Origin of the sequence: Streptosporangium sp. NPDC002524, assembly GCF_040295985.1 — a bacterium.
Classification (GTDB): domain Bacteria; phylum Actinomycetota; class Actinomycetes; order Streptosporangiales; family Streptosporangiaceae; genus Streptosporangium.
This window is the reverse complement of record NZ_JBEOWK010000010.1, coordinates 203,865-230,321: the sequence shown is the minus strand read 5'-3', so window position 1 is coordinate 230,321 and position 26,457 is coordinate 203,865. Positions and strand designations below refer to the sequence as shown.

Below are 26,457 nucleotides of genomic sequence, written 5' to 3'. Positions count from 1 at the left end.
GACCGGCGCTCGTCCTGACCGTACGGGTGATCGACGCCCGTCCCGGCCGTACGGGTGGCTGGCGCCCCTCCTGGCGGCACGGGTGGCCGATGCCCGCCCTGGCCGTACGGGTGGCTGGCGTCCGTCCCGGCCGTACGGTGGCTGGCGTCCGTCCTGGCGGCATGGGTGGCCGATGCCTGTCCTGGCCGTACGGGTGGCCGATGCCCGCCCTGGCCGCACGGGCGGCCAGCGCCCGTCCCGGCCGTATGGGTGGTCGGTGCCTGCCCCGGCCGTACGGATGGCCAGCGCCCGTCCCGGCGACGCCGGGAGGTGGCCGGGCGGGGGGCGCCCGCCCGGCGGGTCAGGGGTTCTTGACCAGATCGCGGATGTAGTCGTCGTCCTCGTCACTCTCGGCGAGCACGCGGTCGGCGCCCCGCTGGGCCCGCGCGTCGCCCCGGGTGGCCAGGCCCCGGGTGGCCTCGGCGACCGTGTTCAGGTCCTCGTCGTCGAGCCTGGCGGCCAGCGCGTCGCGGATCCGCTCGCTGTCCTTCGGGTCCTCCGACAGGCCCGCCAGCCCCATGGTGGCCCAGTCGCGTACCTCCGCGTCGGGGTCCTCGGTCATGGAGACGAGCAGCGCGAGCCCCTCGGCGTGGCCCGGGGGCAGGACGGCGGCGAGCGCGGCCGGGTCGGCCTGGGTGCGGGTCCACCCGTCGGCGGTGATGATCTCCAGCACCTCGGGCAGGGCGCGCGGGTCGGCGTGGTGGCCGAGCGCGCCGAGCACCGAGCGCAGCACCCGCTCGTCGCCCTCGGTGGCCGCCATCCGCCGCAGGATCGGCAGCGTCTCCTCCAGGTAGGGCTTCTCGTCCTCGGTGAAGCCGAACTGGGCGATCACGTCGACGGCGAACTCCCGCTTGCGCGGATCCTCGCTGGAGCACAGCCGCGTCACCGCGTCGAAGGTCTCCCCGTCGCCGCGCTTGCTCAGCGAGCTGGCCACGGTCCACCAGGTCTCGGCCTCCTCGTCGAGGTCCCGGTAGGGCATCGCCCGCTCGACCAGGTCGTCGAACGGCAGCCGCTCGCCCGTGGCGTCCTCCAGCAGGGTGGCGACGGCCGCGTGCCCGCGCTGGCAGGTGAGCTCGGCCAGGCGGGTCCCGTCGGGGCCCGCAGCCGCGACGGTCACCAGGTCGGTGCCGTCCTTCGCCCTGCTGCGGCCCACGACGAACTGAGAGTCCTCGGGGACCTGCTCGGTGAGCTGCTCCAGGAGCGCGGTCTCCAGCTGGGTGCCCAGCCAGTCGTAGGCGATGGACAGCGGCGTGTCGCCGTCGCCGTCGGCCCGGTCGGCCTCGGCGCCCTCCCGCAGCAACGTCTGCACGACGCCCAGGGCGCCGCGCCGGGTGGCCAGGGTGAGCGCGGTGTCGCCGGTCTCGGTGGCCTCCTCGGGGCTCGCCCCGGCCGCGAGCAGCGTACGAGCCGCGTCGTCCCTCCCGTTGGCGGCGGCCCAGAGCAGGGCGGTCCACCCGCCGGCCTCCCGCCCCGACACGTCGGCACCGGCGGCCAGCAGCGCCTCCAGGGCCTCGACGCGGTCCAGGGCGGCGGGGGCGGACAGGGGCAGTCCCCCGTCCTCGCCGCCGCTGATCCGGTTGGGGTCGGCTCCGTGGGCCAGCAGGGCGCGCACGACGGCCACGCGGCCCTGGTTCGATGCCAGGTAAAGGGCGGTGGGCTCTTCCGCGCCGTCGGGGTCGGCGCCCGTGCCGTCCCGCAGCAGCCGCTCGGCCCGCTCGGCGTCGTTGGCCGCCACCGCGTCCAGGAGTTCTCGGTACATGTCTCCGGATCATATGGCGTGCCCCACCGGCTCGGCCGTACGCCGCCCGCGCGCCCGGTCGGGGAGCCGTCCTCCGATCTCGGCCGCACGCCGCTCGCGTGCGGCGATGAGCCGTCATCCGCTCTCGGTCCTACGCTGTCCGCGCCCGGTCGGGGAGCCGTCGGCCGCACGCCGCCCGCGTGCGGCGGTGAGCCGTCGTCCGCTCTCGGTCCTACGCTGTCCGCGCCCGGTCGGGGAGCCGTCCTTCGATCTCGGCCGTACGCCGCCCGCGCCCGGCGGTGAGCCGTCGTCCGCCCTCGGTCCTACGCCGCCCGTGCCCGGCGGGAAGCCGTCATCCGAGGTGTTTGTCGGGTTTCCTTCTGCTGAGGGATCCTCTATCGGGGCAACTCGCGATATGTTGTGAGTCATGAATGATCCCGGGGAAATACGGGTCTCGGACGCGGAGCGGGAAGCCATCGTCGAGCGGTTGCGGGTCGCCTCCGTCGAAGGCCGCCTCACCCTCGGGGAGCTGACCGAGCGCACCGAGGCGGCCTACAACGCCCGCACCCAGGCGGAGCTGGCGGTGATCACCTCGGACCTGCCCGGCGGGCATCCGGCACCCGTGCCGGCCTACCGTCCGCCCCCGCCGGAGCGCGGCCAGGTGCGGCGCTGGTTCGTGGCGGTGATGAGCAGCTCCAAGCGGCGCGGCTCGTGGCGGATCGACAAGCCGCTCGGCGCCGTCGCCGTGATGGGCGACGTCCTGCTGGACCTGCGCCAGGCCGAGGTCCGCACCGGGGGAGTGGTCGACATCATGGCCACCGCGGTCATGGGCAACGTGAAGATCATCGTCCCGGACGGGGTGGACGTCGAGCTCGACGGCATCGCCGTCATGGGGGACAAGAAGGTCCAGGTCATCGAGGCGCCTCCGGGCACGAACGCGCCGCTCGTCCGCGTCACCGCCTACGTCCTCATGGGAGACGTCAAGGTGGTCGGGGACTCCAAGACCAAGCCCCTCAAGAAGGCCATAGCCGCCTGGCGCAAGCAGTGGGACGAGCTGCGGGAGCTCACCGGCGAGTACGGCCACCAGACCGGGCCGGGTTACCACCACCTCCACCCGCAGCACCCGCAGCACCCACAGCATTCGCACCCGCACACACCCCAGTGGCCCCCGGCGCCGCCCCAGCCTCCCCACCCCCCGCAGCCACCCCGCTACTGACGGCGGCCCCGCCCTCCCCTCCCGCCCTCCCGTGCGGAGAACTCGCAGGCCGAACCACGCGCGTGTCATCGCGCCCGGAGCGGTCTTCCCTCCCCGCGCGGGGAACTCGCGGGCTTGATCAGGGCCCGACCACCCTCCCTCCCGCGTGGAGGACTCCTGCCGCGCCTGCCGTGCCTGCCGTGCCTTCCACGACCGAAGCCCGGGACGCGTGCAACGTCCCGGGCTCTCCGGGGCGTAGTGATCGGTGACATACACCGAGCAGTGAGGATCCCCCGATGCGAGATCGGGCCGACTTCGAGCACTACGTGGAGCAACGCTCGGCCCGTCTGTTACGGGCCGCGTACCTGCTGTGCCGCGACTGGGGCACGGCGGAGGACCTGTTGCAGACGGCCCTGGCCAAGGCGTGGCTCGCCTGGCGGAGGGTGGGCGACGATCCGGACCCGTACGTCTACCGCATCCTGGTCAACACCCACGCCACCTGGTGGCGGCGCAGGTGGCGCGGAGAGACGCCGAGCGAGGTCCTCCCCGAGGTGCCGGACGGCGACGCGATGGACGCGCTGGCCACGCGGGAGGCGGTCCGCCAGGCCCTGGCCGGGCTTCCCGGCAGGCAGCGGGCCGTGATCGTCCTGCGCTACTTCGCCGACCTGCCCGACCAGCGGATCGCCGAGATCCTCGGCTGCTCGGTGGCGACCGTACGCAGCCAGGCCAGCCGGGCACTGCGCAAACTGCGCGTCGATCCCGCGGCCGTCGCCGCGATCACCACGGGGGAACCGAGATGACGATCACCGAGTCCGAGCTGCGCGAGATCCTGAACGGGGACGGGGACGGGGACGGGAGGGAGGGGCACAACAGGGGCGTGACCGTCGCCGACGTCCACCGGCGCGTCCGCGCGATCCGGCGCCGCCGCTGGACGACGGCCGGAGCGGTCGCGGCCGTCCTCGTCGCCGCGGTGGCCCTCAACACGTCCGCGGGCGGCGTCGCCGACGACCTGGACATCTGGACCGGCGTCATGGCCCGGCCGTCCCCCACCATCCCGACGACGTCACGGCCTCTGGGAGAGCCGCACCCCCTGCGTGAGATCGCGAGCGGCAACTACAGGACGGGCGGGACACGCGAGGAGCTGCAGATCGGATCCGGGAACAACTCGTTGGGGGTGAACGTCTACTGCTCCGGGCCACTGCGGCGGGTGATCGTCTGGGTCGGCGACGGTCCTCCCCGCAGGCAGCTCTGCGGAACCGGTCCCGACGGATACCCCATGGTCATCAGGGAGACCCAGGGCGCGGATCACCTGACCGGGGGGCGAACCGTGTCCGCGGCCGTACTGCCCGGCGAGATCGACGCTGCGGGCAGGACGGGCGGTGAGCTGGCCGAGGGAATGGCCGGTTTCTTCGAGGGCTGGGAAGAGCGACTCGCCGAAGCGGAGCCCTTCCCTCTCAAGTGGTCGGTCGTGGTGCGGGAAGTGATCTACCCGGTCTGCCGGGACAACATACGCCAGCTGGATCCGCGCACCGGGGAGATGGTCCGCCTGAGCTGCGGGGGCCAGGGCGCCACCCCTCCGGGCAACCCCTGAGCGGCTCCGTCCCCGCCGGGGCTCAGGCGGTGGCCAGGACCCTGTGCCGGGACGCGGCCCGCTCGTAGCGTTCGAGCAGCACCGCCGCCACCTCGGGGGCGGCGCCCAGCACGTCGGCGACGGCGTCGGCGCCCGCGGCCAGGGTCTCGCGGCGGATCTTGTCCGCGAAGTGGCCGGGGGCGAGCAGGTAGGGGGCGACCACGACCCGCGAGGCTCCCGAGCGGCGCAGGCGCAGCACGGCCTCCTCGGGGGTGGGGCCGGCGGCCGAGGCGTAGGCGGCGGTCACCGACCGCCAGCCGCGCAGCCTCGCCCAGTCCCCGGCGATCCCGGCGACCGTCGCGTTGGCCCGCCGGTCGCTGGAACCGGCCGAGACCAGCACCACGGCGGTGCCGGACTCGCCGGGCTCCACGCCCGCCTCGGCCAGGCGCCGCTCCAGCGCGCCGACCAGCAGCGGGTGCGGGCCCAGGGTGGCACCCGCGCGCACCCGCAGCAGGGGCCTGCGGGCCGTCGCCTCGGCCAGCGCGCCGGGGATGTCGACCCGGCTGTGGTAGGCCTCGGTGAGCAGCAGCGGCAGCACCGCCGCCTCGGCCAGCCCCGACAGCGCCATGGGGAGCGTCGGGGAGGCGTGGTCGAGGTAGGCGGTGCGGACGAGGAGCCCGGGCCGCGCGTCCCGTACCAGGTCGAGCAGGTCCTCCACCGTCGCGGCGGCGCGCGGGTCACGGGACCCGTGTGCCACCGCGACCAGCGGCATCGCGGGAGCCGTGCCGGTGGCACGCCACGTCATATGTGGAGCCCGCACTCGGTCTTGCCCATGCCGGCCCAGCGGCCGCTGCGCGGGTCCTCTCCCGGGGCGACCTGGCGGGTGCAGGGGGCGCAGCCGATCGAGGGGTAGTTGTCGTAGTGCAGCGGGTTGATCAGCACCCCGTTGTCGGCCATGTAGTTGTCGACGTCCTCCTGCGTCCACCTGGCGATCGGGTTGATCTTGACCATCTGGCGCTTGGCGTCCCACTCGACGACCTTGATCCCGGCGCGGGTGACGGCCTCGTCGCGGCGGATGCCGGAGACCCAGGCGAGGTACGGCTCCAGGGCGCGGTTGAGCGGCTCGACCTTGCGCAGGTAGCAGCACAGGTCGGGGTTGCGCCCGAACAGGCGCGGCCCCAGGTCGCGCTCCTGCTCGGCCACCGTGCGGGACGGCTTCACGTCGATCACGTTCACGTCGTAGACCTGCTGGACGGCGTCGCGGGTGCCCATCGTCTCGGCGAAGTGGTACCCGGTGTCGATGAACAGCACGTCCACGCCCGGCTTGACCCGGCTGACCAGGTCGATCAGCAGGGCGTCGCTCATCGAGGCGGTCAGGCAGAGCCGGTCGCCGAAGGTCGCCGCCGCCCAGCGGATGATCTCCAGGGCCGAGGCGTCCTCCAGGAACCGCGCGGCGGACTCGACGATCTCCTGCAGATCGAGCGTCCCCCGCTGCTGACGTAACCCGACTTCGATGTCCACCAGTGTCATCGCTCGTTCACCCAATCCTCATTCGCCGCGCGGGCAGGTCGTGCCGCGCGGACATCTGCGCTCGTCGTCGTGCCGGGACCCGCCGGGCGGGCCGTGCGGGCCGCGGTGACCTCTCCGGCCGGAGAGGTCATCGCGGCCGTCACGTTCGCCGCGCCGGGCTCGCCGCGCGTCACGAGCGCACCCCGATTCCGAGAAACTTCAGCTTGAAGGCGCGCACGCACGACCGGCAGTACCAGCCGCCGTCGCCCTCGTAGGGCTCCAGGTCTTCCTCACCGCAGTACGGGCAGTGGAAGGGAACGGCTCGCTCGCTCATCCGTTCCTCCCCGTCCCGCTCGTCCGCGGCCGACCGGCGGACCGGCCGTTCACTTCAGGTCCGCGTCGTCGGCGCGCTGCACCCAGTCGGAGAAGGTCTCGTTCTCGTCCTTCTGCTTCTCGAAGTTGCGGAGCACGCGCTCCACGTAGTCGGGAAGATCCTCCGAGGTGGTCTTCAGGCCGCGGACCTTGCGGCCGAAGCCGGGGTTGACGCCCAGCGAGCCGCCCAGGTGGATCTGGAACCCCTCGACCTGCTCACCCTCGTCGTTGACGACGAGCTGGCCCTTGAGGCCGATGTCGGCGACCTGGATGCGGGCACAGGAGTTGGGGCAGCCGTTGACGTTGATCGTGAGCGGCTCCTTGAAGTCGGGCAGCCGCTGCTCCAGCTCGTCGATCAGGCTGGCCGCGGTGACCTTGGTCTCGACGATGGCGAGCTTGCAGAACTCGATCCCGGTGCACGCCATGGTCTGGCGGCGGAAGGTGGAGGGGTTGACCCGCAGGTCGCCGGCCTCCAGCTCGGCGACGAGGCTGTCGACCCTGTCGGGCGCCACGTCGAGGATGACCATCTTCTGCTCGACCGTGGTGTGCACCCGGTCGGAGCCGTGCCGCTCGGCGATGTCGGCGATCAGGTGCAGCTTGTCGCCGTCGAGGCGGCCGACCTTCGGGGCGAAGCCGACGTAGAAGTTGCCGTCCTTCTGCGGGAAGACGCCCACGTGGTCCCGGCGCCCGCCGCGCGGCCGCTCGGGCGCGGGGCCGTCGGGCAGGGCGTACCCCAGGTACTCCTTCTCCAGGACGTCGCGGAACTTCTCGGGACCCCAGTCGTTGATCAGGAACTTGATCCTGGCCCGGTGGCGCAGGCGGCGGTAGCCGTAGTCGCGGAAGATGCCGATCACGCCGCCGTAGGCGGGGGCGACCTGGTCCGGGGTGAGGAAGACGCCCAGCCGCTTGCCCAGCATCGGGTTGGTCGACAGGCCGCCGCCCACCCACAGGTCGAAGCCGCGCTCGCCGCTCTCGTTCACGACGCCCACGAACGCCACGTCGTTGATCTCGTGCACGGTGCAGTGCGCCGGGCACCCGCTCACCGCGGACTTGAACTTGCGCGGCAGGTTGGAGAAGGCCGGGTCGCCGATGTAGGTGTCGTAGATCTCCCGGATCTGCTCGGAGCCGTCGATGACCTCGTCGGTGTCGATCCCGGCCAGCGGGCAGCCCAGGATGACGCGCGGGGTGTCGCCGCAGGCCTCGGTGGTGGACAGGCCCACCGACCCCAGGCGCTCCCAGATGTCGGGGACGGCCTCGATCTCGATCCAGTGCAGCTGGATGTTCTGCCGGTCGGTGACGTCGGCGGTGCCCCGGCCGTAGAGGTTGGAGATGTCGGCGATGACGCGCAGCTGGGCCAGGTTGAGCTTGCCGCCGTCGATCCTGACGCGGAGCATGAAGTAGCGGTCGTCGAGCTCCTCCGGCTCCAGGATCGCGGTCTTGCCGCCGTCGATCCCGGGCTTGCGCTGGGTGTAGAGCCCGAACCAGCGCATCCGGCCGCGCAGGTCGGCGGGGTCGATGGAGTCGAAGCCCCGCTTGGAGTAGACGTCGATGATCCGCTGACGGACGTTGAGGCCGTCGTCGTTCTTCTTGTTCTCCTCGTTCTTGTTCAGCGGCTCGCGGTAACCGAGAGCCCACTGACCTTCGCCGCGCGGGCGCTTGTGATGTCGATTCGCCGACCGGGCAGGGGTCGTCATGCGCGCGTCCTTATTGTGGCTCGATGGAATGATTTCCGGACGCGCACGGGCGGCACCTCCCGCCTCATCGTCGAGTGCGGGGGTCGATTACTCAGAAGAGGACGCCTGTTACGCGGCCGAGCTGGGTGAAATCAGCAGGGGGCGACGGTTAACGGACGTCACAACAGATGGCACTGCGGACACGCAGGAGGTCGACGTGGCGTCGCACGACGAGCAATGGGTCCGCTGGCATGTCTACGACGATACCCCGGCCCTCGTGGATGTCCAACGTCAGGTCCACTATCTGGGACTCAGACGTGGACCAGGGGGTGGATCGGGGGGTGCATCAGGGGGTGGATTAGGGGGTGGGCGGGGGAGGCGCGGGCGCGGGGAACCGGGCCCGCTCCGGGGCGCCGAAGGGGCAGGAGTGGCAGGAGTGGCAAGAGAGTCAGGAGCCGCAGTCCATCTCGGTCGGACCACAGGCACCAAGGCGTTCATGCGCACGGTGGGCCGCTGGGACGGCGGCTCGGTGCCCTTCGGCCACCTGTACATCAAGACGTACATACGCTGGCGCAACGCCGATCTCCGCCACCCCGACCTCCTGGCCGCCCAACGCCAAGAACACGCCCGCGTTCGCAGCGAAAAGGGCGTCTGCTTCGGCGGACGCCTCCTTCCACTCGCCGCGTGATCATTCGACCCGGCAAACGTTTCCGGTGACAGCACTGGCGGCAGCCTGCTCGGCTGACCGCTTGCTGTGGCAGGCCCGGCATCGGTGGGAAACCGTGGTCTTCTCCGGGGTGCCGCAGTCGATGCAGTCTGTTCGCATCGGGCACCCCTTCAGTGTTCAAGACGCTACGATCTGAAATTTGTGACGGAGGTATCGGTTCGTGGCTCCCTGACCGGGAAGCACCTTGAAGTTGTCATCAAGTTCGCGGTGGAAGGGCACAAGCCGACGCTGGGTGAAGTGGACGAACTGATCCAGGCCCTCATGGAAGCAATTGACCGCATCGGCAGAGCCGTGCAGCTTAAAAGCTTCAGGGACACCCTGCCGGACGCCCTGACGAGATCCCTGCTCGAGACCGCGCTGCGTACTTTTCTGCGAGCAGTCGGAACGTTCGTCGGCCCCAGCGTCCAAGTTCACAGGATCTCGATGAACTCGCCGCTCACGCTGGAGTTAATCTTGGGCGGTGCCGGGGGAGCCGGGACGGTCTCTGCTTTGGTTTACCTGTTCAAGCACCCCGACAAGCTGGGCGAGTGGTTCCCCAAGGTGCAAACCTCCTGGTACAACGGCCGAGCCGAAGCCGAGAAAGCCAGGAAGGCTTACGAGAAGCTGCACAGGGCCCGCACCGAGGTGCGCCAGATCGAGCGTTGACCAAACGCCACCGAGCTGCCGGTACAGCTCGAAGTCGGCGACGCTATGGCCGCCGGTGGCCGCCGGTGTAGGGCTCCCTTCGCGGCCGGTACTCCGCTGCCTTGCCCGAAACTCCGGGTTTTCTGCGGACCGTTTTCGTTCTCGCGCTCATGAGCGGGAACGGGAGGTCGCGCGGTCCGGCCGGCCGTCACGGCACGCTCGAAGACGCTTGCTGAGCGCTAGAGTCAATGCAGTAGAACGGAGGCCGAGATGCCTGACGAGGAAAACGCCACCAGGAAAGGCAAACTGCGTAGGGTGCTCCTCGATGTCCTTGGAGCGGTAGGGGGGCTTGTCGCCCTGTTCCAGTTCGTCGTCTCGGACAATGTGTCGTCGCAGTGGTTCAGGCCGGCAAGGAATTGGCTGGCTGAGGCTATGGACCTGTCCGAGGAGCTGGGGGCGTTCAGCGGTTGGTGGAGTGAATTCACGGCGCCCTTTGCTCCGGGCCGGCTTCAATTCCACGAGTGGCCGATAGTCTCACGTATCGTACTACTGTTGATCGCGCTTTTCTCTTTACTCCTCCTGGGGACGCTCTTCGTCACCTTCATTGAAGAGGTGGCAAAATTCAGGACGGGCTTCGGGTGGTCGACGGCTGCCCTTCTGTCGGTCTCCGTGGTTGTAAGTGTGTATACCCTCTGGGTATTGTCTGCGGCGACTGCGCCCCTATGGGTTTGGATCTTGCTGGCAATTCCATTCTTCGGGGGCGTCGGCTGGTTTGTTTGGGATAACACTCCGGCTTCGAGGCGAGTGACGCAATCGGCGCATTGGGCCCAAAAACCGTTATCTGGTGCCAAATATGGTGGTTCTTCTGATTCTGGCTATGGGCAGTCCAGCTATGGGCAAGCCCCCTACGGGCAGTCTGGCTACGGAGATTGGCTGAATTTAAACCAAAATCCGCTCCATGTAGAACAAAAATGGGGCAACTCGGCGCCGCCGCCTATGCAAAATCCCTACAGTTACGAGCCACCGCAAGAACGGGACATCTCGCCGCCGCTGAGTGGAATGCGTGACTCTGCGCCGCCGTCAAGACCAGTGCAGGCACAGGACGATTCACCAGTGCAGGCACAGGACGATTCTGCGTGGCCGTCAGGACTGGACCTCCCGCCGCCACCGTCGTCGGTACGGATTTTTCGGTCGTCGTCAGGGCTGGACTTTCCGCCGCCGCGGGGATGGGGTGAGAAGTCGCCGAGTGAAGAGTGACGTCCAGACCAAATATGAGGTGGTCACGCGCCCCCGGCAGGCCCTCGGCCGGTCATGCCGTCGCCTGCCGTCGCCTGCCGTTCCAAAGGAAGCGGAAAGAAGTGACGTGGCGCTCGGAACCCGCCCTCACGTGCGCCTTGCCGGCCGTCGCGGGCCTTGTGGGTACGGTGGCTGATCATCGTCGCGGAGGTGTCCGCAGGTCACCCCTCTCCCAGCCAGTTCACGCGTGGTTCGGAGGGCTTTCGCCCAGATTGCCCGGAACCACGGTGATCATTCTCTTGGCGGGTTTTTGTCTGGTGCTGGCAGTCGCACCACGAGCCTCCCCGGCACTTCTCGTGCCGTCGCTCCTTGCAGTCCTCGCAGATCATGGGTCCATTCTGCGCTGTTCCTTCTAGAACATCACTCGGTTACCCTGGTCTGGGCCGCGACAGGGAGGCGTCATGGGCTTGATGGACGAGCTGCTGGCGGACCTGCGCGCCGAGACGGCCGAGTTCGACGCCATGATCGAGGGGCTCGGTCCCGAGGAGTGGGAGCTGCCCACCCCGGCCGAGGGCTGGGCGGTCCGGGACCAGGTCGGCCACCTCGCCTGGTTCGACGACGCCGCCACCGTCTCCGCCGACGACCCCGGGGCCTTCCGCGCGGCCCTGCCCGCGTTCCTCGCCCGCGGGGACTCCGCGGTGGACGAGCTCGCCGCCGCCTCGCGCGGCCTGACCGCCGCCCAGCTCCACGAGTGGTTCCGCGAGGCGAGGGCCCGGGGCCTGGAGTCCTTCGCCCGGCTGGACGCCGGTGCCAGGCTGCCCTGGTACGGGCCCGAGATGTCGGCCGCGTCCTTCGTCACCGCGCGCCTGATGGAGACCTGGGCCCACGGGCAGGACGTGGCGGACGCGCTCGGCGTCACGCGTGTGCCGACCGCCAGGCTCAGGCACGTGGCGACGCTCGGGGTGCGCGCCCTGCCGTACGGCTTCGCGGTGCGCGGCCTGGAGCCGCCGTCGCGCCCGGTACGGGTGGAGCTGACCATGCCCGACGGCTCGCCCTGGGAGGCCGGTCCCCCGGGCGCCGCCGACGTGGTCCGCGGCTCCATGATTGACTTTTGCCTTCTGGTGGTCCGGCGCCGCCACCTCGCCGACACGTCCCTGCTGGTGCGCGGCGAGACCGCCCGTACATGGACCGCGATCGCCCAGGCCTTCGCCGGGCCCCCGGGCAAGGGCCGGGCCCCGCTCGGGCCGGGGTGAGAGAACGGGAGTAAGGGCCGGGCCACACGCGGGCCTGGGAGCAAGGGGACGGGCCCCACGTGGGCCGTGGGAGTAAGGGACGGGCCCCACGCGGGCCTGGGGGTAAGGGACCCGGCCCCACGTGGGCCGGGGGTTCGATAGGGGACGTCTCAAGGACACACCGGATGGAACCGGTCACGCCCCGCCTGACATGCTCGTATACATGCGGACGCTGTTGAACGTCATCTGGCTGGTCTTCGCGGGAATCTGGCTGGCGATCGGCTACGTCCTCGCGGGAATCGTGTGCTGTGTGCTGATCATCACGATCCCGTTCGGCATCGCGTCGTTCCGGATCGCCGCCTACGCGCTGTGGCCCTTCGGCCGGACCGTGGTGCGCGACCCCGAGGCGGGGGCGCTGTCGGCCATCGGCAACGTGATCTGGTTCGTCGTGGCCGGGATCTGGCTCGCGATCGGGCACCTGCTCACCTCGATCCCGCTCTTCCTGTCGATCATCGGCATCCCGCTGGGCCTGGCCAACCTCAAGCTGATCCCGGTCTCCCTGCTGCCGCTGGGCGCGCGCATCGTCGACGCCGACGAGGCCGGGGCGTTCCCCCGGTAGGTTTCGCCACCGGGGGCACGGGCAGGTGGGCGAGATTCGATCGTTGCCCGCCCGACTCGTGATCAAGCGCGGCTAGGAATACCGTTGTGTGGCATGACGTCCACTGATGCCCCGGCCCATCGGCCCGGGCCCGAGCGGCGCCCGCCGCGCGGGCCCCGGGTGCGGCTGCGCTCCGGTCTCGCGTGGATCCGCGGCACGGACGTCTGGGCCAGGCTGCGGGCGCTGCTCTCGTGGATCCGCGGCACCGACACGTGGACCCTGATCGTCGCCACCACGAACGCGGGCGTCACCTACCGCGTCACCGGCCTGGCGGGTGAGGCGGCCTTCTTCGCGCTGCTGTCGCTGCCGCCGTTCATGCTCGGCCTGATCGGCGTGCTCGGCCAGCTGACCCGGGTGTTCGGCCCGGAGACGGTCAAGAACGTCAGCGTCTGGATCGACCAGCAGGCCCACCTGCTGTTCACCGACAACGCCGTCGACACCGTCGTCACCCCTCTTCTCCAGGACGTCCTGAAACCCGAGAACCAGGTCTCGCTGATCTCCCTGGGCTTCCTGCTCGCGCTCTGGTCGGGCTCGCGGGCGCTGTTCGTCTACGTCGACCTGATCTCGGTCTCCTACGGCCTCGGCGAGGAGCGCGGCATCATCCGCACCCGCCTGATGTCCTTCGGGTTCTACCTCGCGGGCCTGCTGATCGGGCTGGTGGTGATGCCGGTGCTCGTCCTCGGGCCGGGCGCGCTGCGCGGGGCCCTGCCGGCCGACTACGCCGTGCTGGTCGAGATCCTCTACTGGCCGGTGGTCGTCATCGGCTCGGTGATCTTCCTCACCCTGCTCTACCACGTGAGCGTGCCCGTACGAACCCGCTGGTGGCGCGAGCTGCCGGGGGCGCTGCTCGCGCTCGTCATCTGGATCGTCTGCGCCGCCGTGCTGCGCGCGGTCCTCGCCGCCTGGTTCTCGCCGGTCTCCATCTACGGCTCGCTCGCCGCCCCCATCGCCGTGCTGCTGTGGCTCTACATCACCGCGCTGGCCGTGCTCATCGGGGCCACCCTCAACGCCGAGGTCGACCGGCTCTGGCCCGTCGCGGGCGCAGGTCGCGCCGGGCGCGGGGCCCAGTCCGCTATCGTCTAAGCCGTGACTGGCGCATAAGGTGGGAGAGACCACCGGGGAGCGGAAGGGCGAGGAGGCCGAGCGCCTGGGTCTTCGCGCGATGTCGACGATGACAGGGGAGTGAAGGCGCATGAGCGCTCTTTCCAGCGTGGATCCGCAGATCGCCGAGCTCATCAAGGCCGAGGAGCGGCGGCAGTCCGACACCGTCAAGCTGATCGCCTCGGAGAACTACGTCTCCAAGGCCGTCCTCGAGGCCACGGGCACCGTCCTCACCAACAAATACTCCGAGGGCTACGCCGGCAAGCGTTACTACGAGGGCCAGCAGGTCATCGACCAGGTCGAGACCCTCGCCATCGACAGGGCCAAGGCCCTGTTCGGAGTGAACCACGCCAACGTGCAGCCCTACTCGGGATCGCCCGCCAACCTCGCCGTCTACCTGGCCTTCCTGAAGCCGGGCGAGACCGTGATGGGCATGGGCCTGCCGTTCGGCGGCCACCTGACCCACGGCTGGTCGGTCTCGGCCACCGGCAAGTGGTTCAACCCGGTCCGTTACGGCGTACGGCAGGACACCGGCCGCGTCGACATGGACGAGGTGCGCGAGATCGCCCTCCGCGAGCGTCCCAAGCTGATCTTCTGCGGCGGCACCGCGGTCCCGCGCACGATCGACTTCCCGGCCTTCGCCGAGATCGCCCGCGAGGTCGGGGCCGTGCTCGCCGCCGACATCGCGCACATCGCCGGCCTGGTGGCCGGTGGCGCCCACCCGTCGCCGGTCGGCCACGCGGACGTCATCTCCACCACCACCCACAAGACCCTGCGCGGCCCCCGGGGCGCGATGCTCATGGCCACCTCCGACGAGCACGCCACCGCCCTCAACAAGGCCGTCTTCCCCGGCCTGCAGGGCGGGCCGCACAACCACACCACCGCGGCCATCGCGGTGGCGCTCAAGGAGGCGTCGACCGACGACTTCAAGGACTACGCCCGCCAGGTCGTCCTGAACGCGCAGGCGCTGGCCGAGGAGCTCCTGGGCCGGGGCTTCGACCTGGTCTCCGGCGGCACCGACAACCACCTCATCCTGTTCGACCTCACCCCCAAGGGCATCGGCGGCAAGCCCGCCGCCCAGGCCCTCGACAAGGCCGGGCTGGAGACCAACTACAACAGCGTGCCCTTCGACACCCGCAAGCCGTTCGACCCCTCGGGCATCCGCATCGGCACCGCGGGCGTGACCAGCAGGGGCATGGGCGTCGCGGAGATGCGGCAGATCGGCGCCTGGATCGACCAGGTCGTCACCGCCCTGGCCAAGGACGAGGAAGAGGCCAAGCACGTGATCACCCGGGTCCACGGCGAGGTCAGGGAGCTCACCTCCCACTTCCCGGCCCCCGGCCTGTGACCGTGCCCCTCGCGGCGGGGTCTCCGTCCGTACGGCCCGCGCGGGGCCGTGAGGTCCGTGGGGTGCGTGGGTTCCGAGGTCCGTGACCGTCGCGGTCCGTGGGGTCCGCGGGGCCTGTGGTTCGTGACGTCGCCGGGTCCGGGGGTCTGCGGGGCGCGGTGACGCGCTGACCGACAGCCGATCGGTCACATCGAGCGGGACGAGAACGCCCGGCCGGGATCTTCCCGGCCGGGCGTTCTCGCGTTAGCCGGGCGTCGCGGGGATCCGCCGTGGGGCCGGAACCCGCCGCGCGGGACGAGGGTCCGGGCGCGCCGGGCGACGGCGGTGTCCGGGCCGGACCCTTCGGTGGCTCGGGGGTGGCCGCGGACCTTTCGGAGGCGACCCCGGACCTTTCGGGGGCGGTCGCGGGAAACACCGTAAATGGGTTTGCGCCGGACGGGAGACGCTGCGCTAAAGTTCTCCCGGAGACGCCGTTCGAGAGACGCGCGGCCACGAGGCGACAGGAGGTGGGGAGCATGCGGGTTGTTCTGGTGAGCCTGCCGTCCATCAACCTTCGGGTGCCCGCCTAGCCGATTCGCGACAGGGCACCCGGCCTTCCACAAGGGTGCTTACGTTGTCTTCGTCAATCGTCTCTTCCTCATCCGTTCTCACCGCGCTCGGCTGGAACGACTCCTTCGCCGCCGAGCTTCCCGCGGGCCTGACCCCCGCCCGCGTGTCCCGCGTCGATCGCGGTGCCGCCGAGGTGCTCACCGCCTCCGGCCATCTCCGGGCCGACTACGGCGCCAGGGTGCGCCGCGAGGCCGCCGCCGACCCCGTGGCGCTGCCCTGCGTCGGCGACTGGGCCGGCCTCCGCCGCCTGGCCGAGGGCCGTTTCGAGCTGGAGGCGCTGCTGCCCCGGCGCACCGCGTTCGTGCGCGGCGGCGTCGCCAGGGTCTCCAGGGGCGGGCTCTCCGGAGACTCCAGGGGGCAGGTGCTCGCCGCCAACGTCGACGTCGTCTTCGTCGCCGAACCCGCCCTGCACGCCACCGACACCGCCGACCTGGGCAGGATCGAGCGGCTGCTCGCGCTCGCCTGGGAGAGCGGGGGCCGTCCCGTGGTGCTCGTCACCAAGTCCGACCTGATCGGCGACGGCCTCGGTTTCCTGATGGACGAGGTCGCCGCGGCGGCGCCGGGGGTGGACGTGCACCCGGTCTGCTCCGTCACGGGCGAGGGCGTCGACATCGTCCGCGGATACCTCGACGGCACGCGCACTGCGGTGGTGCTCGGCGCCTCGGGCGCGGGCAAGTCGACGCTCGTCAACGCCCTGGCGGGACAGGGGGTCATGGAGACCCAGCAGGTCAGGGCCGGAGACGGCCGGGGGCGTCACACCACCGTGCACCGCGAGCTCATCCCGCTGGCGGGAGGCGGCCTCGTCATCGACACGCCGGGCATCCGCCGTATCGGCCTGTACGACATGGGCGAGGGCGTGGACCTGGTCTTCTCGGACCTGGAGGAGCTCGCCGAGCGGTGCCGGTTCGGTGACTGCCGCCACGACAGCGAGCCCGGCTGCGCCGTGATCGCCGCGATCGAGGACGGCACGCTTCCCGAACGGCGGCTGGAAAGCTGGAACAAGCTCCAGAGGGAGGCCGCGTGGATGGCGTCCAGGAGTGACGCGCGGCTTCGCAAGGAGCTTCAGGGCAAGTGGAAGAGCATCACCAAGGAGATGCGGAAGCAGGGCCGCAACAGGCCCTGACCTTCGGGGAAAGCCCGTCGTGCGGTCGCCCGCCCCGGGCGCCGCACGAACGGGGCCCGACACGACAACGTGTGATCTCGCAGGGGGTGCGCGAGATCACACGTGCGGGGGAAGCCGGGTGGAGGTACTGCTCAGGCGACGGCACTGATGCCGGCGCTGGCGGCGCGGCGCATACGACGACGACGCTCGGAGGCGCGCTCGTCCTCGTTCAGACCGCCCCAGGTGCCGTACTTCTCCGGACGGGAAAGCGCGTAGTCCAGGCACTCTGCGCGAACAGGGCACTGGGCGCAGATCGCCTTGGCCTTACGCTCGCGGATGTCACGCTCGGGCTGGCGCTCGCCGTCGGGGCCGAAGAAGAGCACGAGGTCCTCGCCCCGGCACGCGGCGTCATCCTGCCAGCCCCAGCTGGGCCGAGGCCGGGCGGTCTGCCGACGTACCTGAGACATGAGAAAACCACCTTATAGTGAGAGGTATTTCTGGTTAATGCCGCATTAGACGCTTGTGACGTCCCTGGGTCCAACGCCTGGATTGGCCGTGATGTTCCCTCAGGTCAGGTCAGGGCGGACGTGGCGTACCGCACAGGGGTGAGCCTGTCCAGCGTGACCAGCCGGTAGGTAGTGATCGTATCGGCGCAAGCCGTACCACATGGCGTTGTTAGCGTCATGGGTTCAACCACTACCCGAAAACGAGCGCCACTACCGCGCACAAATGCCTCGGTGACGGCGCCGTCCAACCTGGAGGACTCCACGGCCACTCCGCCAACCGAGAGATCACCCGTATGAATGCGGATGAAATGCTCAGCGGCCTGCAGTGGCTCAGGGATGCCTGCGCGTCCCCGGAAACGGTCGAGGATGACCTCGCCGGACCGGTACGCGTCGGCTGCCGCGATCGCAGCAGCCTGAGACATGCTGCCGTAGTAAAGCCCGTGTGGCAAGCACACGAGGTTGGCGGCGTATCGATCGCCGCCAACATGTGATGTTTCCCATACTGTGTCCGGCAATGTTTTTGCCAAGGACCGAGCTAGGGGTAGTCCAATGCGGGCGCAGCACGCGTTGCGCTTGGCATGCGTGCAGACCAGAAAAACCGGCTCACTCACAAGTATGCAGGACTCCGGGACCACTCCGGCCACCACGCTGTCAAGGTTAAGATCGTCCGGACCTGCGATGACGCCTTCGGCGATCCACGGCTCCGCCGAGCCGGAGTCGGCGACCATGACGTGAATGCCGGTTTCCTCGGGGTTCCGGCGTCCGGGACGACGGATCAGCTGGGGCCGGATGCCGAGCCGCGTGGCTCGTTTGATAAGGATGTGAACATCCTCGGGGAGGTTGCAGTCCTCCAGGTGGGAGGCCCAGGGGCCGGAGTGCTCGATGAGCAGCCAGAAGCGGGCTCCGACGGTCGCGCTGGCGTAGACCGGCAGCTCGCCGGTGTGGCAGCCCGGTGGGTGCGCGCACCCCTTGGGTGCCCTGTCCGCCCCGCTCACGACACGTCCCGCGCTCACGCTCTCTCCTCGCTCTGACTTAGGTAAGACTAACCTAACAGGCGAATCGAAGTGGCGAGAGTGAAACGATCATAGGCGTGTGAAAACGATGCGCCCGCGCGGGGCGCCCTCGGGGATCCGGTGACCGGGCCTCCCCGGCTCACGGCTCATGGTTCACCGCTCCCGGCGGGCGCGGGGCCGGTTATGCCGGTGTGGCCGGTATGGCGACGCATCGGAAGGGTCCGGCAGTCCAGAGATTTCCGGCGTACGGGCGCGGGGCCGGTACGGCGCATGCAATGGGGTCCGGTGTCCTGACGTTCTCTCCGGGTCGCGGCTTCCGGTGTACGGGCGCGGGGCCGGTGCGGCGCATGCCAATGGGGTCCGGTGTCCTGACGTTCTCTCCGGTTCAACGGCTTTCGGCGTACGGGCGCGGGGTCAGTAGGCCAGGGCGGCGCGTGCCAGGGGGAGGGCCGCGTCGCGGTCCTGCGGGACGAGGCCGATCCGGGTCCGCCGGTCGAGGAGGTCGTCCACGTCCAGGGCGCCCTCGTGCCTGACCGCCCAGACGAGTTCGGCCCCGGTGACCCCGGTCGGCCCGGGTTCGGCCAGCCAGGGGTCCTCCGCCATCAGGGCCCGTACGGCGCCCGCCTCGCTCCCGTACCGCTCCAGCAGCCGGCCCGCCTCCCGGTCGCCCTCGCCGTCCGCGCCCTTCCCGCCGTTCGTGCCGTTCGTGCCGTTCGCGATGCGCGCGCCGTCGGGGTCTTCGGGGCCGCTCGCCGGGACGGCCCCGATGAGGGGGAGCTCCGCGGTGCGGCTCCGTCCCGCGTCGAGCCGGCCCAGTGACACGGCACGGTCGACGGCGTCCTCGGCCATCCGCCGGTACGTGGTCAGCTTGCCGCCCACGATCGTCACCATCCCGTCCGGCGTGGTCAGCAGCGCGTGCCTCCTGGACAGGTCGGCGGTGTGGCCCTCGGCGGCGAGCAGCGGCCTCAGCCCCGCGTACGTCCCGGCGACGTCCTCGCGCCGGACCGGCTCCTCCAGCACGGAGTTCAGGATGGCGAGCAGGAAGGTCACGTCCTCCTCGGGCACCGGCGGGACGTCCGGGACGGGGCCGTCCACCGGTTCGTCGGTGAGGCCGACGTGGACCCGCCCGTCGGGCTGGGGGAGGACCAGGGCGAAGCGGTTGCTCTCCCCGGGGATCGGTATGTGCAGCCCCGCGTCCAGGCCCGGCAGCGTCTCGGGCCGCAGCACCAGGTGGGTGCCGCGCGAGGGACGCAGCCGGATGCCCGGGTGCAGCCCGGCGGCCCAGACGCCGGTGGCGTTGACCACCGTCCTGGCCCGGATCGTGAAGGTGTCCCCGCCGAGCTCGTCGCGGACCAGCGCGCCGTCGCCGGACAGCTCCAGCGCCCGGCAGCGCGTCAGGATCCTCGCCCCCAGGGCGGCGGCCGTCCTGGCCACGGTGACCACCAGGCGGGCGTCGTCGGCCAGCCGCCCGTCCCACGACAGCAGGGCGCCGCGCAGCCCTCGCGAGGTCAGCGGCGAGGCGAGGGCGAGGGCCTGCGCGGCGGTGATCCGCGAGGGGCCGGGCAGGAGGTGGCGAGGCGTGCGCGCGGCGATGCGCAGCCCCTCGCCGACGCGGTAGCCGGTCATCACCAGCGCCGCGTGACGTCGGGAGACCTCGGGGACCAGCGGCAGCAGGTAGGGGTGGGCCCTGACCAGGTGCGGCGCGGTGCGCCCGAGCAGGCGTCCGCGCTCCACCGCGCTCTCGTACGCCACCCCGACCTGCCCCCTGGCCAGGTAGCGGAGCCCGCCGTGGATCATCTTGGAACTCCACCGGGAGGTCCCGAAGGCCATGTCGTAGGCGTCGATCGCGGCCACGGAGAGGCCCCGGGAGGCCGCGTCGAGCGCGGCCCCGGCGCCGGTGGCGCCCAGGCCCACCACCAGCACGTCCACCACGAGGCCGCGCACCTCGGCCAGCTCGCGTTCGCGGCGGGCGGCGTTGAGAGAGGAGTTCACGGTCGCAGGTACCTTTCCAGGAGCGTGGCGAGCTCGGCGTCCAGGTCGTCCAGATCGTTCACACCGGCAGGGGCGTTCGCCCTGGCAGGGTCGTTCGCACCGGCCGGGTCTGCCGGGTCGCCTGGGTCGTTCGCACCGGCAGGGGTGTCGGGGCCGTCTGGGGTGTTCGCACCGGCAGGGTCGTCTGGGCCGTCTGGGTCGTTCGCGCCGGCAGGGCCGAGCATGGTCGGGCCGGAGAGCAGGAACGACTGGGCGGTGAGCAGCACGGCCCTGGACAGCCTCGCCGGGTCACCGGGGCGCACGGTGCCCTCCTCCTGGCCCCGGACGATCGCGGCCTCGACGAGCGCGAGCATGGCCTCGTGGCTCGCGCCCCTGCGGTCCAGCAGGTAGGGCAGGAGCAGCTCCGGGTCGACCTCGACGATCTTCCGCCAGAGCGGGTGGCCGCGCAGTGCCCGTACCACCGCCACCGCCGAGGTGACCGGGTCGCCGGTCGCGAACCGGTCCGCGACGCGCACCCACTCGCGGGTCATCAGGTCGGCGACGAGGGTGCGCACGTCGGGCCAGTGGCGGTAGATCGTCATGCGGGAGAGCCCGGCCCTGCGCGCCACGTCGGTGAGCGTGGTGCGTCGCACCCCCACCGCGAGGACCACCTCGCGGGCGGCGTCCAAGACCCGGTTGTCGCTCTCTACGTCCACATTGTGACGAATAGACGTCATGTGTCACAGTGTAAGGGTGGAAAATCCGACAAGTGCCGCAGGCCCCATGCTCTGGTCCGGCTGGGGCGACCCCGGCAAGGCCGCCGACCTGCCGGAACCGGTCAGGAAACTTCTCCAGGACGTGCTGGGCGTGCGCCCGCGGCGGGACCGGGCCGCCGGGCTCGGCGAGGTGCGGCTGCCCGCCGTGGCTCTTCCCCCCTCCGTCCTGGCGGAGCTGCACGGTGTCGTCGGCGCCGGCCACGTACGTTCCGACGACGAGACGCGCGTCCGGCACACCCGGGGCAAGTCCACCCCCGACCTGATGCGCATGCGCGCGGGTGACGGCTCGGACGCCCCCGACGCCGTGGTCCTGCCCGGCTCGCACGACGAGGTGCTGGAGGTGCTGGCGGCCTGCGCCGCGCACCGGGTCGCGGTCGTGCCGTTCGGTGGCGGGACCTCCGTGGTCGGCGGCCTGGTCGCGACCCGGGAGGGCTTCGCCGGGGTCGTCGCGCTGGACCTGGCCAGGCTGGACCGGCTGGTCGCCGTCGACGCGGAGTCGATGGTCGCCGAGATGGAGCCGGGACTGCGGGCCCCGGAGGCCGAGCGGCTTCTGGCCGGGCACGGGTTCACCCTAGGTCACTTTCCGCAGTCGTTCGAGTACGCCACGCTGGGGGGTTTCGCCGCGGCCCGGTCCAGCGGCCAGGCCTCGGCCGGGTACGGGCGCTTCGACGACATGGTGGTCGGCATGACCGTGGCCACCCCGCGCGGCACCCTGGAACTCGGCCGCGCGCCCAAGTCGGCGGCCGGGCCCGACCTGCGCCAGGTGATCCTCGGCTCCGAGGGCGCCTTCGGGGTGATCACCTCCCTGCGGCTCCGCGTCCGGCGCGCGCCCGCCGAGCGGGTCTACGAGGGGTGGCGGTTCGCGTCGTTCGCGGAGGGATCGGCCGCGCTGCGCCACCTCGTCCAGGAGGGCGTCGTGCCCACCGTGCTGCGCCTGTCCGACGAGACCGAGACGATGGTCGGCCTGGCCCGTCCCGGCGAGATCGGCGCCTCGCCGACCGGCGCGGGCTGCCTGGCGATCGCCGGGTACGAGGGCTTCTCCGAGGTGCCCGCCCTGCGGGAGCGGGTCGCCGCCGTGCTGTCCGGCCTCGGCGGCGTCCCCCTCGGCACGGAGCCGGGGGAGTCGTGGGCCCACGGGCGCTATTCCGCGCCCTACCTGCGCGACTCGCTGCTCGCCGCCGGGGCGACCGTCGAGACGCTGGAGACGGCCGGGTTCTGGTCCAACCTGCCCCGCCTCTACGACGCCGTACGGCTCTCGCTGCACGCCTCGCTCGGATCGCCGCTGGTCATGTGCCACATCTCCCACGTGTACGGCACCGGCGCCTCCCTGTACTTCACGGTCGTCACGGCGCAGGGCGAGGACCCGGTCGGGCAGTGGGAGGCGGCCAAACGGTCGGTGAACGAGGCGATCGTCGCCGCCGGGGGCACCGTCTCGCACCACCACGGCGTCGGACGCGACCACCGGGAGGCGTACGCGACCGAGATCGGCGACCTGGGCGTGGAGATCCTGCGCGGGATCAAGGACCGGCTCGACCCCGGGGGCATCCTCAATCCCGGTGTTCTCGTTCCTCCGGGGAGGTGACGGGCGCGGGGAGGCCGGGCCGGGTCCGGCTGGGGTGGTCAGCCGGTGACCACGAGTTTCTCCATGGCCTCGCGGAGCGGTCCGGGGATCCCCGCGGGCCTGCGTGTCTCCCGGTCGACGAACACGTGGACGAAGTGGCCCTCCGCCACGGCCGTCTCGCCGTCCTCGCGGAACAGGCCCAGCTCGTACCGGACGCTGGAGCGGCCCAGGTGGCCGACCCGCAGCCCGACCCTGACGGCCTCGGGGAAGGACACCGAGGCCCGGTAGACGCAGTGCGACTCGACGCACAGGCCGATGGCGTCGCCGCCGTGGATGTCCAGGCCCGCGGTCCTGATCAGCCAGGTGTTGATCACCGTGTCCATCATCGAGTAGTGGACGGCGTTGTTGACGTGGCCGTAGACGTCGTTGTCCTTCCACCTGGTCGGAACCGTCTCCCAGTAGGCGTACACGGTAGAACCATATTCCAGAGAGTGGCCTGGCGAGTTCCGGACGGGCGGGTCCCGATACCGGAAGAGGGTGTGCGGCCTCGTAAGATCATTGCCAAGATATGGGGCATGGTTGACATAGGACAGGCGGCGGAACGCGGGCGCGGGGCCTCCTCCCGGGTGTCGAAGGAGGGCGCGGGCTGGTCCTGCGCCCAGACGGGCACCTTCACGGAGCTGCTTCCCAGCAAGGAGACCTTCTCCTGGCTGAACCCGCGCACCATCTGGCGGTCGCGGAACGAGGTCCTCGCGATCCTGTTCGGAGACCCCTCGGGCCAGGTGCGGGCGCGCTGGGTGGGCTCCCAGCGGGACCGGGGTGTCGATCCCTCCTTCCGCATCCCGCTGGACGTCGGCCCCGAGTTCTCCTTCCTGGTCCTCGGCGACACCGGGGAGGGCGACGCCTCGCAGTACGCCGTGGTGCCGGGCATGCTCAAGATCGGCGAGGACACCTCCTTCGCGATCGTCGCCAGTGACGTGATCTACCCCACCGGCTCGGGCAACGAGTACGAGGACAAGTTCTTCCGCCCGTACCAGGACTACCGGGCGCCGATCTACGCGATCCCCGGAAACCACGACTGGTACGACGGGCTCGGCGGCTTCATGCGCGTCTTCTGCGACGCCCCGGCGCTGGCGGCCGAGAACGAGGGGTTCAAGCTGTCGCCCTCGGGGCTGCGCGGCCTGCTCTGGCGCAAGCCGGAGAAGATCGACGAGGCCCGGCTGGCCAAGGCGCGCGAGCGGCGGGCGAGGCCCGAGCAGCGGGTCGTGCAGCCCGCCCCCTACTGGGCGATGGAGACCCCGGGGCTGCTCATCGTCGGCGTGGACACCGGGATCCGCGGCGACATCGACAGGGAGCAGGCCGACTGGCTGCGCACGGTCTCCCGCGACCCCCGGCCCAAGCTGCTGATCACCGGCAAGCCCATCTACACCCGCAACGACCACAAGCCGTCGAAGCTGGCCGGGGGCGGCACCATCGACGACATCGTCACCGATCCCGCGCACAACTACGTCGCGGCGATCGGCGGCGACGTGCACAACTACCAGCGCTTCCCGATCAAGGCCGGGGAGCGGACCATCCAGTACGTCGTGGCGGGCGGCTCCGGGGCCTTCATGCACGCCACCCACACCATCCCGAGGGTCACCGTCGGCGGCCTGGACGAGGACGACTACCGCTGCTACCCGCTGCGTGGCGACTCGCTGTCGTTCTACAGCAGGCTCTACAGCGACCGGCTGCGCATGCGCTGGCTCTACCTCACCCCCGACGAGAGCGCGGCGCTGATGTCCCGCCAGATCGGCAACACCCCGGTGCGGGACACCCCGCAGGTGCCGATCACCCGGCGGATGAGGTGGGCGGCCCGGATCCTCGGCGGCTGGCCGATGCCGCTGCGGCTGCCCGTGGGCAGGACCTTCCACCGCTACCTGTCGGAGCTGTCCGACTGGGACACCCCGCCGTTCTTCAAGAGCTTCCTGCACGTCTCGGTGACCCCCGAGACGCTGAGGATCCGCTGCTTCGCCGCCACCGGCTGCCTGCCGCAGGAGATCGACCCCCCGCTGGAGGACGAGATCGCCATCCCGCTCGTCTGATCCGGAATGTCGTACCGGCGTGGCAGGGTTGGGGCATGCACGTGTCGGTCGCGGCGGCTCCCGGGGGCGGGGGCGTGCTGCGTGTGGACGGCGAGCCCGCCGGGGCCGTCGCCGATCTGGCCTCGGCCGTCCGCGAGCTGGAGGCCCGCGGCCCGCGCTGGGTCTGGGCCGACACGCGGGAGGTCTACCCCGCGCTGCTCGCGGCGGGGGTGCGGCTGGCGCGCTGCCACGACCTGGTCCTCACCGAGGGCCTGCTCCTGGCCCACGAGGGGCGGTTCGGCGAGCCGAGGTCCGTCCCCGCCGCCTACGCCCGGCTGCACGGCCTCCCCGTGCCCGACGACCACCACGGCTCCGCCGGGCAGGTGCGGCAGGCCACCCTCTTCGAGGAGGAGGCGCCCCCGCCGGACGCGAACCTGATCGCCGAGGTGTACGCCGACCAGCTGCGCCGGGTCGAGGCCACCGCCGACCCCCGGCGGTTCCGGCTGCTGGTCGCCGCCGAGTCGGCGGGGGCGCTGATCGCCGCGGAGATGGCCCAGGAGGGCATGCCCTGGCGGGAGGACGTGCACGACGAGCTGCTGACCGGCCTGCTCGGCCCGCGCCCGGTGCACGGCATGCGGCCGGTCAAGCTCCAGGCCCTCGCCGACCAGGTGGCCGCCGCCTTCGGCACGCCGTTCAACCCCGACTCCCCGCAGCAGATCGTCAGGGCCTTCAAGGCGGCGGGCGTGCCGGTCGCCTCCACCCGGGCCCACGACATCAAGCAGGTCGAGCACCCGGGGGTCGCGCCCCTGCTCGCCTACAAGGAGATGGCCCGGTTCTACAGCTTCCACGGCTGGGCCTGGGCCGACCAGTGGGTGCGCGACCACCGCTTCCGGCCCGAGTACGTGGTGGGCGGCGTGGTGACGGGCCGCTGGGCCACCAACGGCGGCGGCGCCCTGCAGATCCACAAGCTGATGCGCAAGGTCGTCGTGGCCGACGAGGGCTGGACGCTCGTCGTCGCCGACGCGGCCCAGCTGGAGCCGCGCGTGCTGGCCGCCATGGCGGGAGACGGCGGCCTGGCCAGGGCCGCCGGGCAGGTCGATCTGTACCAGGCGCTGGCGAAGGCGTTCGGCGGCGAGCGCGAAAACGCCAAGCTCGCCATGCTGTCGGCGATGTACGGGGGCACCAGCGGGGACGCGTCCAGGCTGCTGGCCGTGATGCGACAGCGCTTCCCCCTCGCCCACCGGTTCGTGGAGGACGCCGCCCGCGCCGGGGAGGAGGGCAAGGTGGTCCGCTCCTGGCTGGGCCGCACCTCGCCGCCGCCCTCCGCCAGGTGGCGGGAGCTGGTCTCCGGCCCCGAGGGAGCCCGCGCGGCCCGCGACCGCGGCCGGTTCACCCGCAACTTCGTCGTCCAGGCGACCGCGGCCGAGTGGGCGCTCGCGCTGATGGCCGTGCTGCGCGGCCTGCTGCCCGACCCGGCCAGGCTGGTGTTCTTCCAGCACGACGAGGTGATGGTGCACTGCCCGGCCGGGCAGGCCGACGAGGTCGTCGCGGCGGTCGGCAGGGCCGCGGAGGAGGCGACCCGGCTGCTGTTCGGGTCGACCCCGGTGCGCTTCCCCATGCAGGCCGTCCCGGTCAGGTGCTACGCCGACGCCAAGTGACACCCGGCGGCCCCCGGTCACGCTCCCGGTTCCGGTTCCGGTTCCGGTTCCGGCCTCGTTCCCGGCCCCGGCGGCCCCGCCACGCTCTCGGGTTCGGTCCCGGTGAGAACCGGGCGTGGACCGGGTGCGGCCGGTGAGGGCGGTCGCGGCTCAGGTTCGAGCGCGGCTCAGGTTCG

At 71.3% G+C, this 26,457-nt stretch carries 25 protein-coding genes and 1 riboswitch; of the genes, 14 read left to right on the top strand and 11 right to left on the bottom strand.

Annotated elements, in window-relative coordinates; genetic code table 11:
* Nucleotides 1-340: 340 nt before the first annotated feature.
* On the bottom strand, nt 341-1,798 hold the full coding sequence (locus ABT053_RS19585; RefSeq protein ID WP_350970504.1) for an ankyrin repeat domain-containing protein: 1,458 nt from the start codon (nt 1,796-1,798) through the stop codon (nt 341-343).
* A 406-nt stretch (nt 1,799-2,204) separates the two neighbouring features.
* Here ABT053_RS19585 and ABT053_RS19580 point away from each other — a divergent pair, with 406 nt between their 5' ends.
* The 3 genes from ABT053_RS19580 (at nt 2,205) to ABT053_RS19570 (ending at nt 4,563) form a co-directional block, all read left to right on the top strand.
* Complete coding sequence (locus tag ABT053_RS19580; RefSeq protein WP_350970503.1) at nt 2,205-2,993, top strand: DUF1707 SHOCT-like domain-containing protein; 789 nt, start codon at nt 2,205-2,207, stop codon at nt 2,991-2,993.
* Nucleotides 2,994-3,268: 275 nt separating this feature from the next.
* Entirely contained in the window at nt 3,269-3,772 is a 504-nt protein-coding gene (locus ABT053_RS19575; RefSeq protein ID WP_350970502.1) for a SigE family RNA polymerase sigma factor, read from the top strand.
* Entirely contained in the window at nt 3,769-4,563 is a 795-nt protein-coding gene (locus ABT053_RS19570; protein WP_350970501.1) for a hypothetical protein, read from the top strand. The genes ABT053_RS19575 and ABT053_RS19570 overlap by 4 nt, the downstream gene beginning before the upstream one ends.
* A 22-nt stretch (nt 4,564-4,585) precedes the next feature.
* On the opposite strand, the gene ABT053_RS19565 is transcribed toward ABT053_RS19570, so the two are convergent.
* From ABT053_RS19565 to ABT053_RS19545, 5 genes are all read right to left on the bottom strand, one after another.
* The gene (locus ABT053_RS19565) at nt 4,586-5,347 is read right to left on the bottom strand and encodes a sirohydrochlorin chelatase (RefSeq protein ID WP_350970500.1); all 762 of its coding nucleotides are present in this window, start codon (nt 5,345-5,347) and stop codon (nt 4,586-4,588) included.
* Nucleotides 5,344-6,072: a phosphoadenylyl-sulfate reductase gene (locus ABT053_RS19560; RefSeq protein ID WP_350970499.1), complete on the bottom strand. Its 729-nt coding sequence runs from the start codon at nt 6,070-6,072 to the stop codon at nt 5,344-5,346. The genes ABT053_RS19565 and ABT053_RS19560 overlap by 4 nt, the downstream gene beginning before the upstream one ends.
* Before the next feature lie 169 nt (nt 6,073-6,241).
* The gene (locus tag ABT053_RS19555) at nt 6,242-6,385 is read right to left on the bottom strand and encodes a hypothetical protein (protein ID WP_012893136.1); all 144 of its coding nucleotides are present in this window, start codon (nt 6,383-6,385) and stop codon (nt 6,242-6,244) included.
* A 49-nt stretch (nt 6,386-6,434) separates the two neighbouring features.
* Nucleotides 6,435-8,117 carry a nitrite/sulfite reductase gene (locus ABT053_RS19550; protein WP_350970498.1) on the bottom strand — a complete coding sequence of 561 codons (1,683 nt, stop codon included), beginning with the start codon at nt 8,115-8,117 and terminating at the stop codon, nt 6,435-6,437.
* A 148-nt stretch (nt 8,118-8,265) separates the two neighbouring features.
* Nucleotides 8,266-8,349 carry a putative leader peptide gene (locus tag ABT053_RS19545; protein WP_350917820.1) on the bottom strand — a complete coding sequence of 28 codons (84 nt, stop codon included), beginning with the start codon at nt 8,347-8,349 and terminating at the stop codon, nt 8,266-8,268.
* A 243-nt stretch (nt 8,350-8,592) separates the two neighbouring features.
* On the opposite strand from ABT053_RS19545, the gene ABT053_RS19540 reads away from it, so the two are divergent.
* From ABT053_RS19540 to rsgA, 8 genes are all read left to right on the top strand, one after another.
* Entirely contained in the window at nt 8,593-8,784 is a 192-nt protein-coding gene (locus tag ABT053_RS19540) for a hypothetical protein (RefSeq protein WP_502991803.1), read from the top strand.
* Between the two features lie 180 nt (nt 8,785-8,964).
* The gene (locus ABT053_RS19535) at nt 8,965-9,468 is read left to right on the top strand and encodes a hypothetical protein (protein ID WP_350970497.1); all 504 of its coding nucleotides are present in this window, start codon (nt 8,965-8,967) and stop codon (nt 9,466-9,468) included.
* 249 nt (nt 9,469-9,717) lie between these two features.
* Nucleotides 9,718-10,704, top strand: a complete 987-nt coding sequence (locus ABT053_RS19530) for a hypothetical protein (RefSeq protein ID WP_350970496.1) — start codon at nt 9,718-9,720, stop codon at nt 10,702-10,704.
* A 440-nt stretch (nt 10,705-11,144) separates the two neighbouring features.
* Nucleotides 11,145-11,936: a TIGR03084 family metal-binding protein gene (locus ABT053_RS19525; protein WP_350970495.1), complete on the top strand. Its 792-nt coding sequence runs from the start codon at nt 11,145-11,147 to the stop codon at nt 11,934-11,936.
* A gap of 202 nt (nt 11,937-12,138) precedes the next feature.
* Nucleotides 12,139-12,534, top strand: coding sequence for a YccF domain-containing protein (locus tag ABT053_RS19520; RefSeq protein ID WP_350970494.1), 396 nt, complete (start codon nt 12,139-12,141; stop codon nt 12,532-12,534).
* A gap of 93 nt (nt 12,535-12,627) precedes the next feature.
* Nucleotides 12,628-13,656: a YihY/virulence factor BrkB family protein gene (locus tag ABT053_RS19515; protein WP_350970493.1), complete on the top strand. Its 1,029-nt coding sequence runs from the start codon at nt 12,628-12,630 to the stop codon at nt 13,654-13,656.
* Nucleotides 13,650-13,733, top strand: a riboswitch (ZMP/ZTP riboswitch). Its footprint overlaps the gene before it by 7 nt.
* A gap of 32 nt (nt 13,734-13,765) precedes the next feature.
* Nucleotides 13,766-15,022 (top strand): serine hydroxymethyltransferase, encoded by a 1,257-nt coding sequence (gene glyA, locus ABT053_RS19510; protein ID WP_350970492.1) that lies wholly within the window; start codon nt 13,766-13,768, stop codon nt 15,020-15,022.
* Nucleotides 15,023-15,635: 613 nt separating this feature from the next.
* Nucleotides 15,636-16,754, top strand: a complete 1,119-nt coding sequence (gene rsgA, locus ABT053_RS19505; protein ID WP_350970491.1) for a ribosome small subunit-dependent GTPase A — start codon at nt 15,636-15,638, stop codon at nt 16,752-16,754.
* A 131-nt stretch (nt 16,755-16,885) separates the two neighbouring features.
* On the opposite strand, the gene ABT053_RS19500 is transcribed toward rsgA, so the two are convergent.
* The 4 genes from ABT053_RS19500 to ABT053_RS19485 all read right to left on the bottom strand — a co-directional run bounded on the left by ABT053_RS19500 (nt 16,886) and on the right by ABT053_RS19485 (nt 20,960).
* Nucleotides 16,886-17,200, bottom strand: coding sequence for a WhiB family transcriptional regulator (locus tag ABT053_RS19500; protein WP_012893126.1), 315 nt, complete (start codon nt 17,198-17,200; stop codon nt 16,886-16,888).
* Between the two features lie 104 nt (nt 17,201-17,304).
* Nucleotides 17,305-18,252, bottom strand: a complete 948-nt coding sequence (locus ABT053_RS19495) for a sucrase ferredoxin (protein WP_350970490.1) — start codon at nt 18,250-18,252, stop codon at nt 17,305-17,307.
* A gap of 414 nt (nt 18,253-18,666) precedes the next feature.
* Nucleotides 18,667-20,244: a glycerol-3-phosphate dehydrogenase/oxidase gene (locus ABT053_RS19490; RefSeq protein WP_350970489.1), complete on the bottom strand. Its 1,578-nt coding sequence runs from the start codon at nt 20,242-20,244 to the stop codon at nt 18,667-18,669.
* Complete coding sequence (locus tag ABT053_RS19485; protein WP_350970488.1) at nt 20,241-20,960, bottom strand: TetR/AcrR family transcriptional regulator; 720 nt, start codon at nt 20,958-20,960, stop codon at nt 20,241-20,243. The genes ABT053_RS19490 and ABT053_RS19485 overlap by 4 nt, the downstream gene beginning before the upstream one ends.
* 46 nt (nt 20,961-21,006) lie before the next feature.
* Between ABT053_RS19485 and ABT053_RS19480 the strand changes: the two genes are divergently transcribed.
* Nucleotides 21,007-22,581, top strand: a complete 1,575-nt coding sequence (locus ABT053_RS19480) for an FAD-binding oxidoreductase (RefSeq protein ID WP_350970578.1) — start codon at nt 21,007-21,009, stop codon at nt 22,579-22,581.
* A gap of 38 nt (nt 22,582-22,619) precedes the next feature.
* On the opposite strand, the gene ABT053_RS19475 is transcribed toward ABT053_RS19480, so the two are convergent.
* Nucleotides 22,620-23,030 carry an acyl-CoA thioesterase gene (locus ABT053_RS19475; RefSeq protein ID WP_350970487.1) on the bottom strand — a complete coding sequence of 137 codons (411 nt, stop codon included), beginning with the start codon at nt 23,028-23,030 and terminating at the stop codon, nt 22,620-22,622.
* A gap of 105 nt (nt 23,031-23,135) precedes the next feature.
* Between ABT053_RS19475 and ABT053_RS19470 the strand changes: the two genes are divergently transcribed.
* Nucleotides 23,136-24,644: a metallophosphoesterase family protein gene (locus ABT053_RS19470; protein ID WP_350970486.1), complete on the top strand. Its 1,509-nt coding sequence runs from the start codon at nt 23,136-23,138 to the stop codon at nt 24,642-24,644.
* A gap of 35 nt (nt 24,645-24,679) precedes the next feature.
* The gene (locus tag ABT053_RS19465; RefSeq protein WP_350970485.1) at nt 24,680-26,281 is read left to right on the top strand and encodes a bifunctional 3'-5' exonuclease/DNA polymerase; all 1,602 of its coding nucleotides are present in this window, start codon (nt 24,680-24,682) and stop codon (nt 26,279-26,281) included.
* Nucleotides 26,282-26,457: the final 176 nt, after the last annotated feature.

Coding starts and splice junctions, on each gene's coding strand:
- ABT053_RS19585 (WP_350970504.1), bottom strand. CDS start 1,798: ATGTACCGAGAACTCCTGGACGCGGTGGCGGCCAACGACGCCGAGCGG.
- ABT053_RS19580 (WP_350970503.1), top strand. CDS start 2,205: ATGAATGATCCCGGGGAAATACGGGTCTCGGACGCGGAGCGGGAAGCC.
- ABT053_RS19575 (WP_350970502.1), top strand. CDS start 3,269: ATGCGAGATCGGGCCGACTTCGAGCACTACGTGGAGCAACGCTCGGCC.
- ABT053_RS19570 (WP_350970501.1), top strand. CDS start 3,769: ATGACGATCACCGAGTCCGAGCTGCGCGAGATCCTGAACGGGGACGGG.
- ABT053_RS19565 (WP_350970500.1), bottom strand. CDS start 5,347: ATGACGTGGCGTGCCACCGGCACGGCTCCCGCGATGCCGCTGGTCGCG.
- ABT053_RS19560 (WP_350970499.1), bottom strand. CDS start 6,072: ATGACACTGGTGGACATCGAAGTCGGGTTACGTCAGCAGCGGGGGACG.
- ABT053_RS19555 (WP_012893136.1), bottom strand. CDS start 6,385: ATGAGCGAGCGAGCCGTTCCCTTCCACTGCCCGTACTGCGGTGAGGAA.
- ABT053_RS19550 (WP_350970498.1), bottom strand. CDS start 8,117: ATGACGACCCCTGCCCGGTCGGCGAATCGACATCACAAGCGCCCGCGC.
- ABT053_RS19545 (WP_350917820.1), bottom strand. CDS start 8,349: ATGCCAGCGGACCCATTGCTCGTCGTGCGACGCCACGTCGACCTCCTG.
- ABT053_RS19540 (WP_502991803.1), top strand. CDS start 8,593: ATGCGCACGGTGGGCCGCTGGGACGGCGGCTCGGTGCCCTTCGGCCAC.
- ABT053_RS19530 (WP_350970496.1), top strand. CDS start 9,718: ATGCCTGACGAGGAAAACGCCACCAGGAAAGGCAAACTGCGTAGGGTG.
- ABT053_RS19525 (WP_350970495.1), top strand. CDS start 11,145: ATGGGCTTGATGGACGAGCTGCTGGCGGACCTGCGCGCCGAGACGGCC.
- ABT053_RS19520 (WP_350970494.1), top strand. CDS start 12,139: ATGCGGACGCTGTTGAACGTCATCTGGCTGGTCTTCGCGGGAATCTGG.
- ABT053_RS19515 (WP_350970493.1), top strand. CDS start 12,628: ATGACGTCCACTGATGCCCCGGCCCATCGGCCCGGGCCCGAGCGGCGC.
- glyA (WP_350970492.1), top strand. CDS start 13,766: ATGAGCGCTCTTTCCAGCGTGGATCCGCAGATCGCCGAGCTCATCAAG.
- ABT053_RS19500 (WP_012893126.1), bottom strand. CDS start 17,200: ATGTCTCAGGTACGTCGGCAGACCGCCCGGCCTCGGCCCAGCTGGGGC.
- ABT053_RS19485 (WP_350970488.1), bottom strand. CDS start 20,960: ATGACGTCTATTCGTCACAATGTGGACGTAGAGAGCGACAACCGGGTC.
- ABT053_RS19480 (WP_350970578.1), top strand. CDS start 21,007: ATGCTCTGGTCCGGCTGGGGCGACCCCGGCAAGGCCGCCGACCTGCCG.
- ABT053_RS19470 (WP_350970486.1), top strand. CDS start 23,136: ATGGTTGACATAGGACAGGCGGCGGAACGCGGGCGCGGGGCCTCCTCC.
- ABT053_RS19465 (WP_350970485.1), top strand. CDS start 24,680: ATGCACGTGTCGGTCGCGGCGGCTCCCGGGGGCGGGGGCGTGCTGCGT.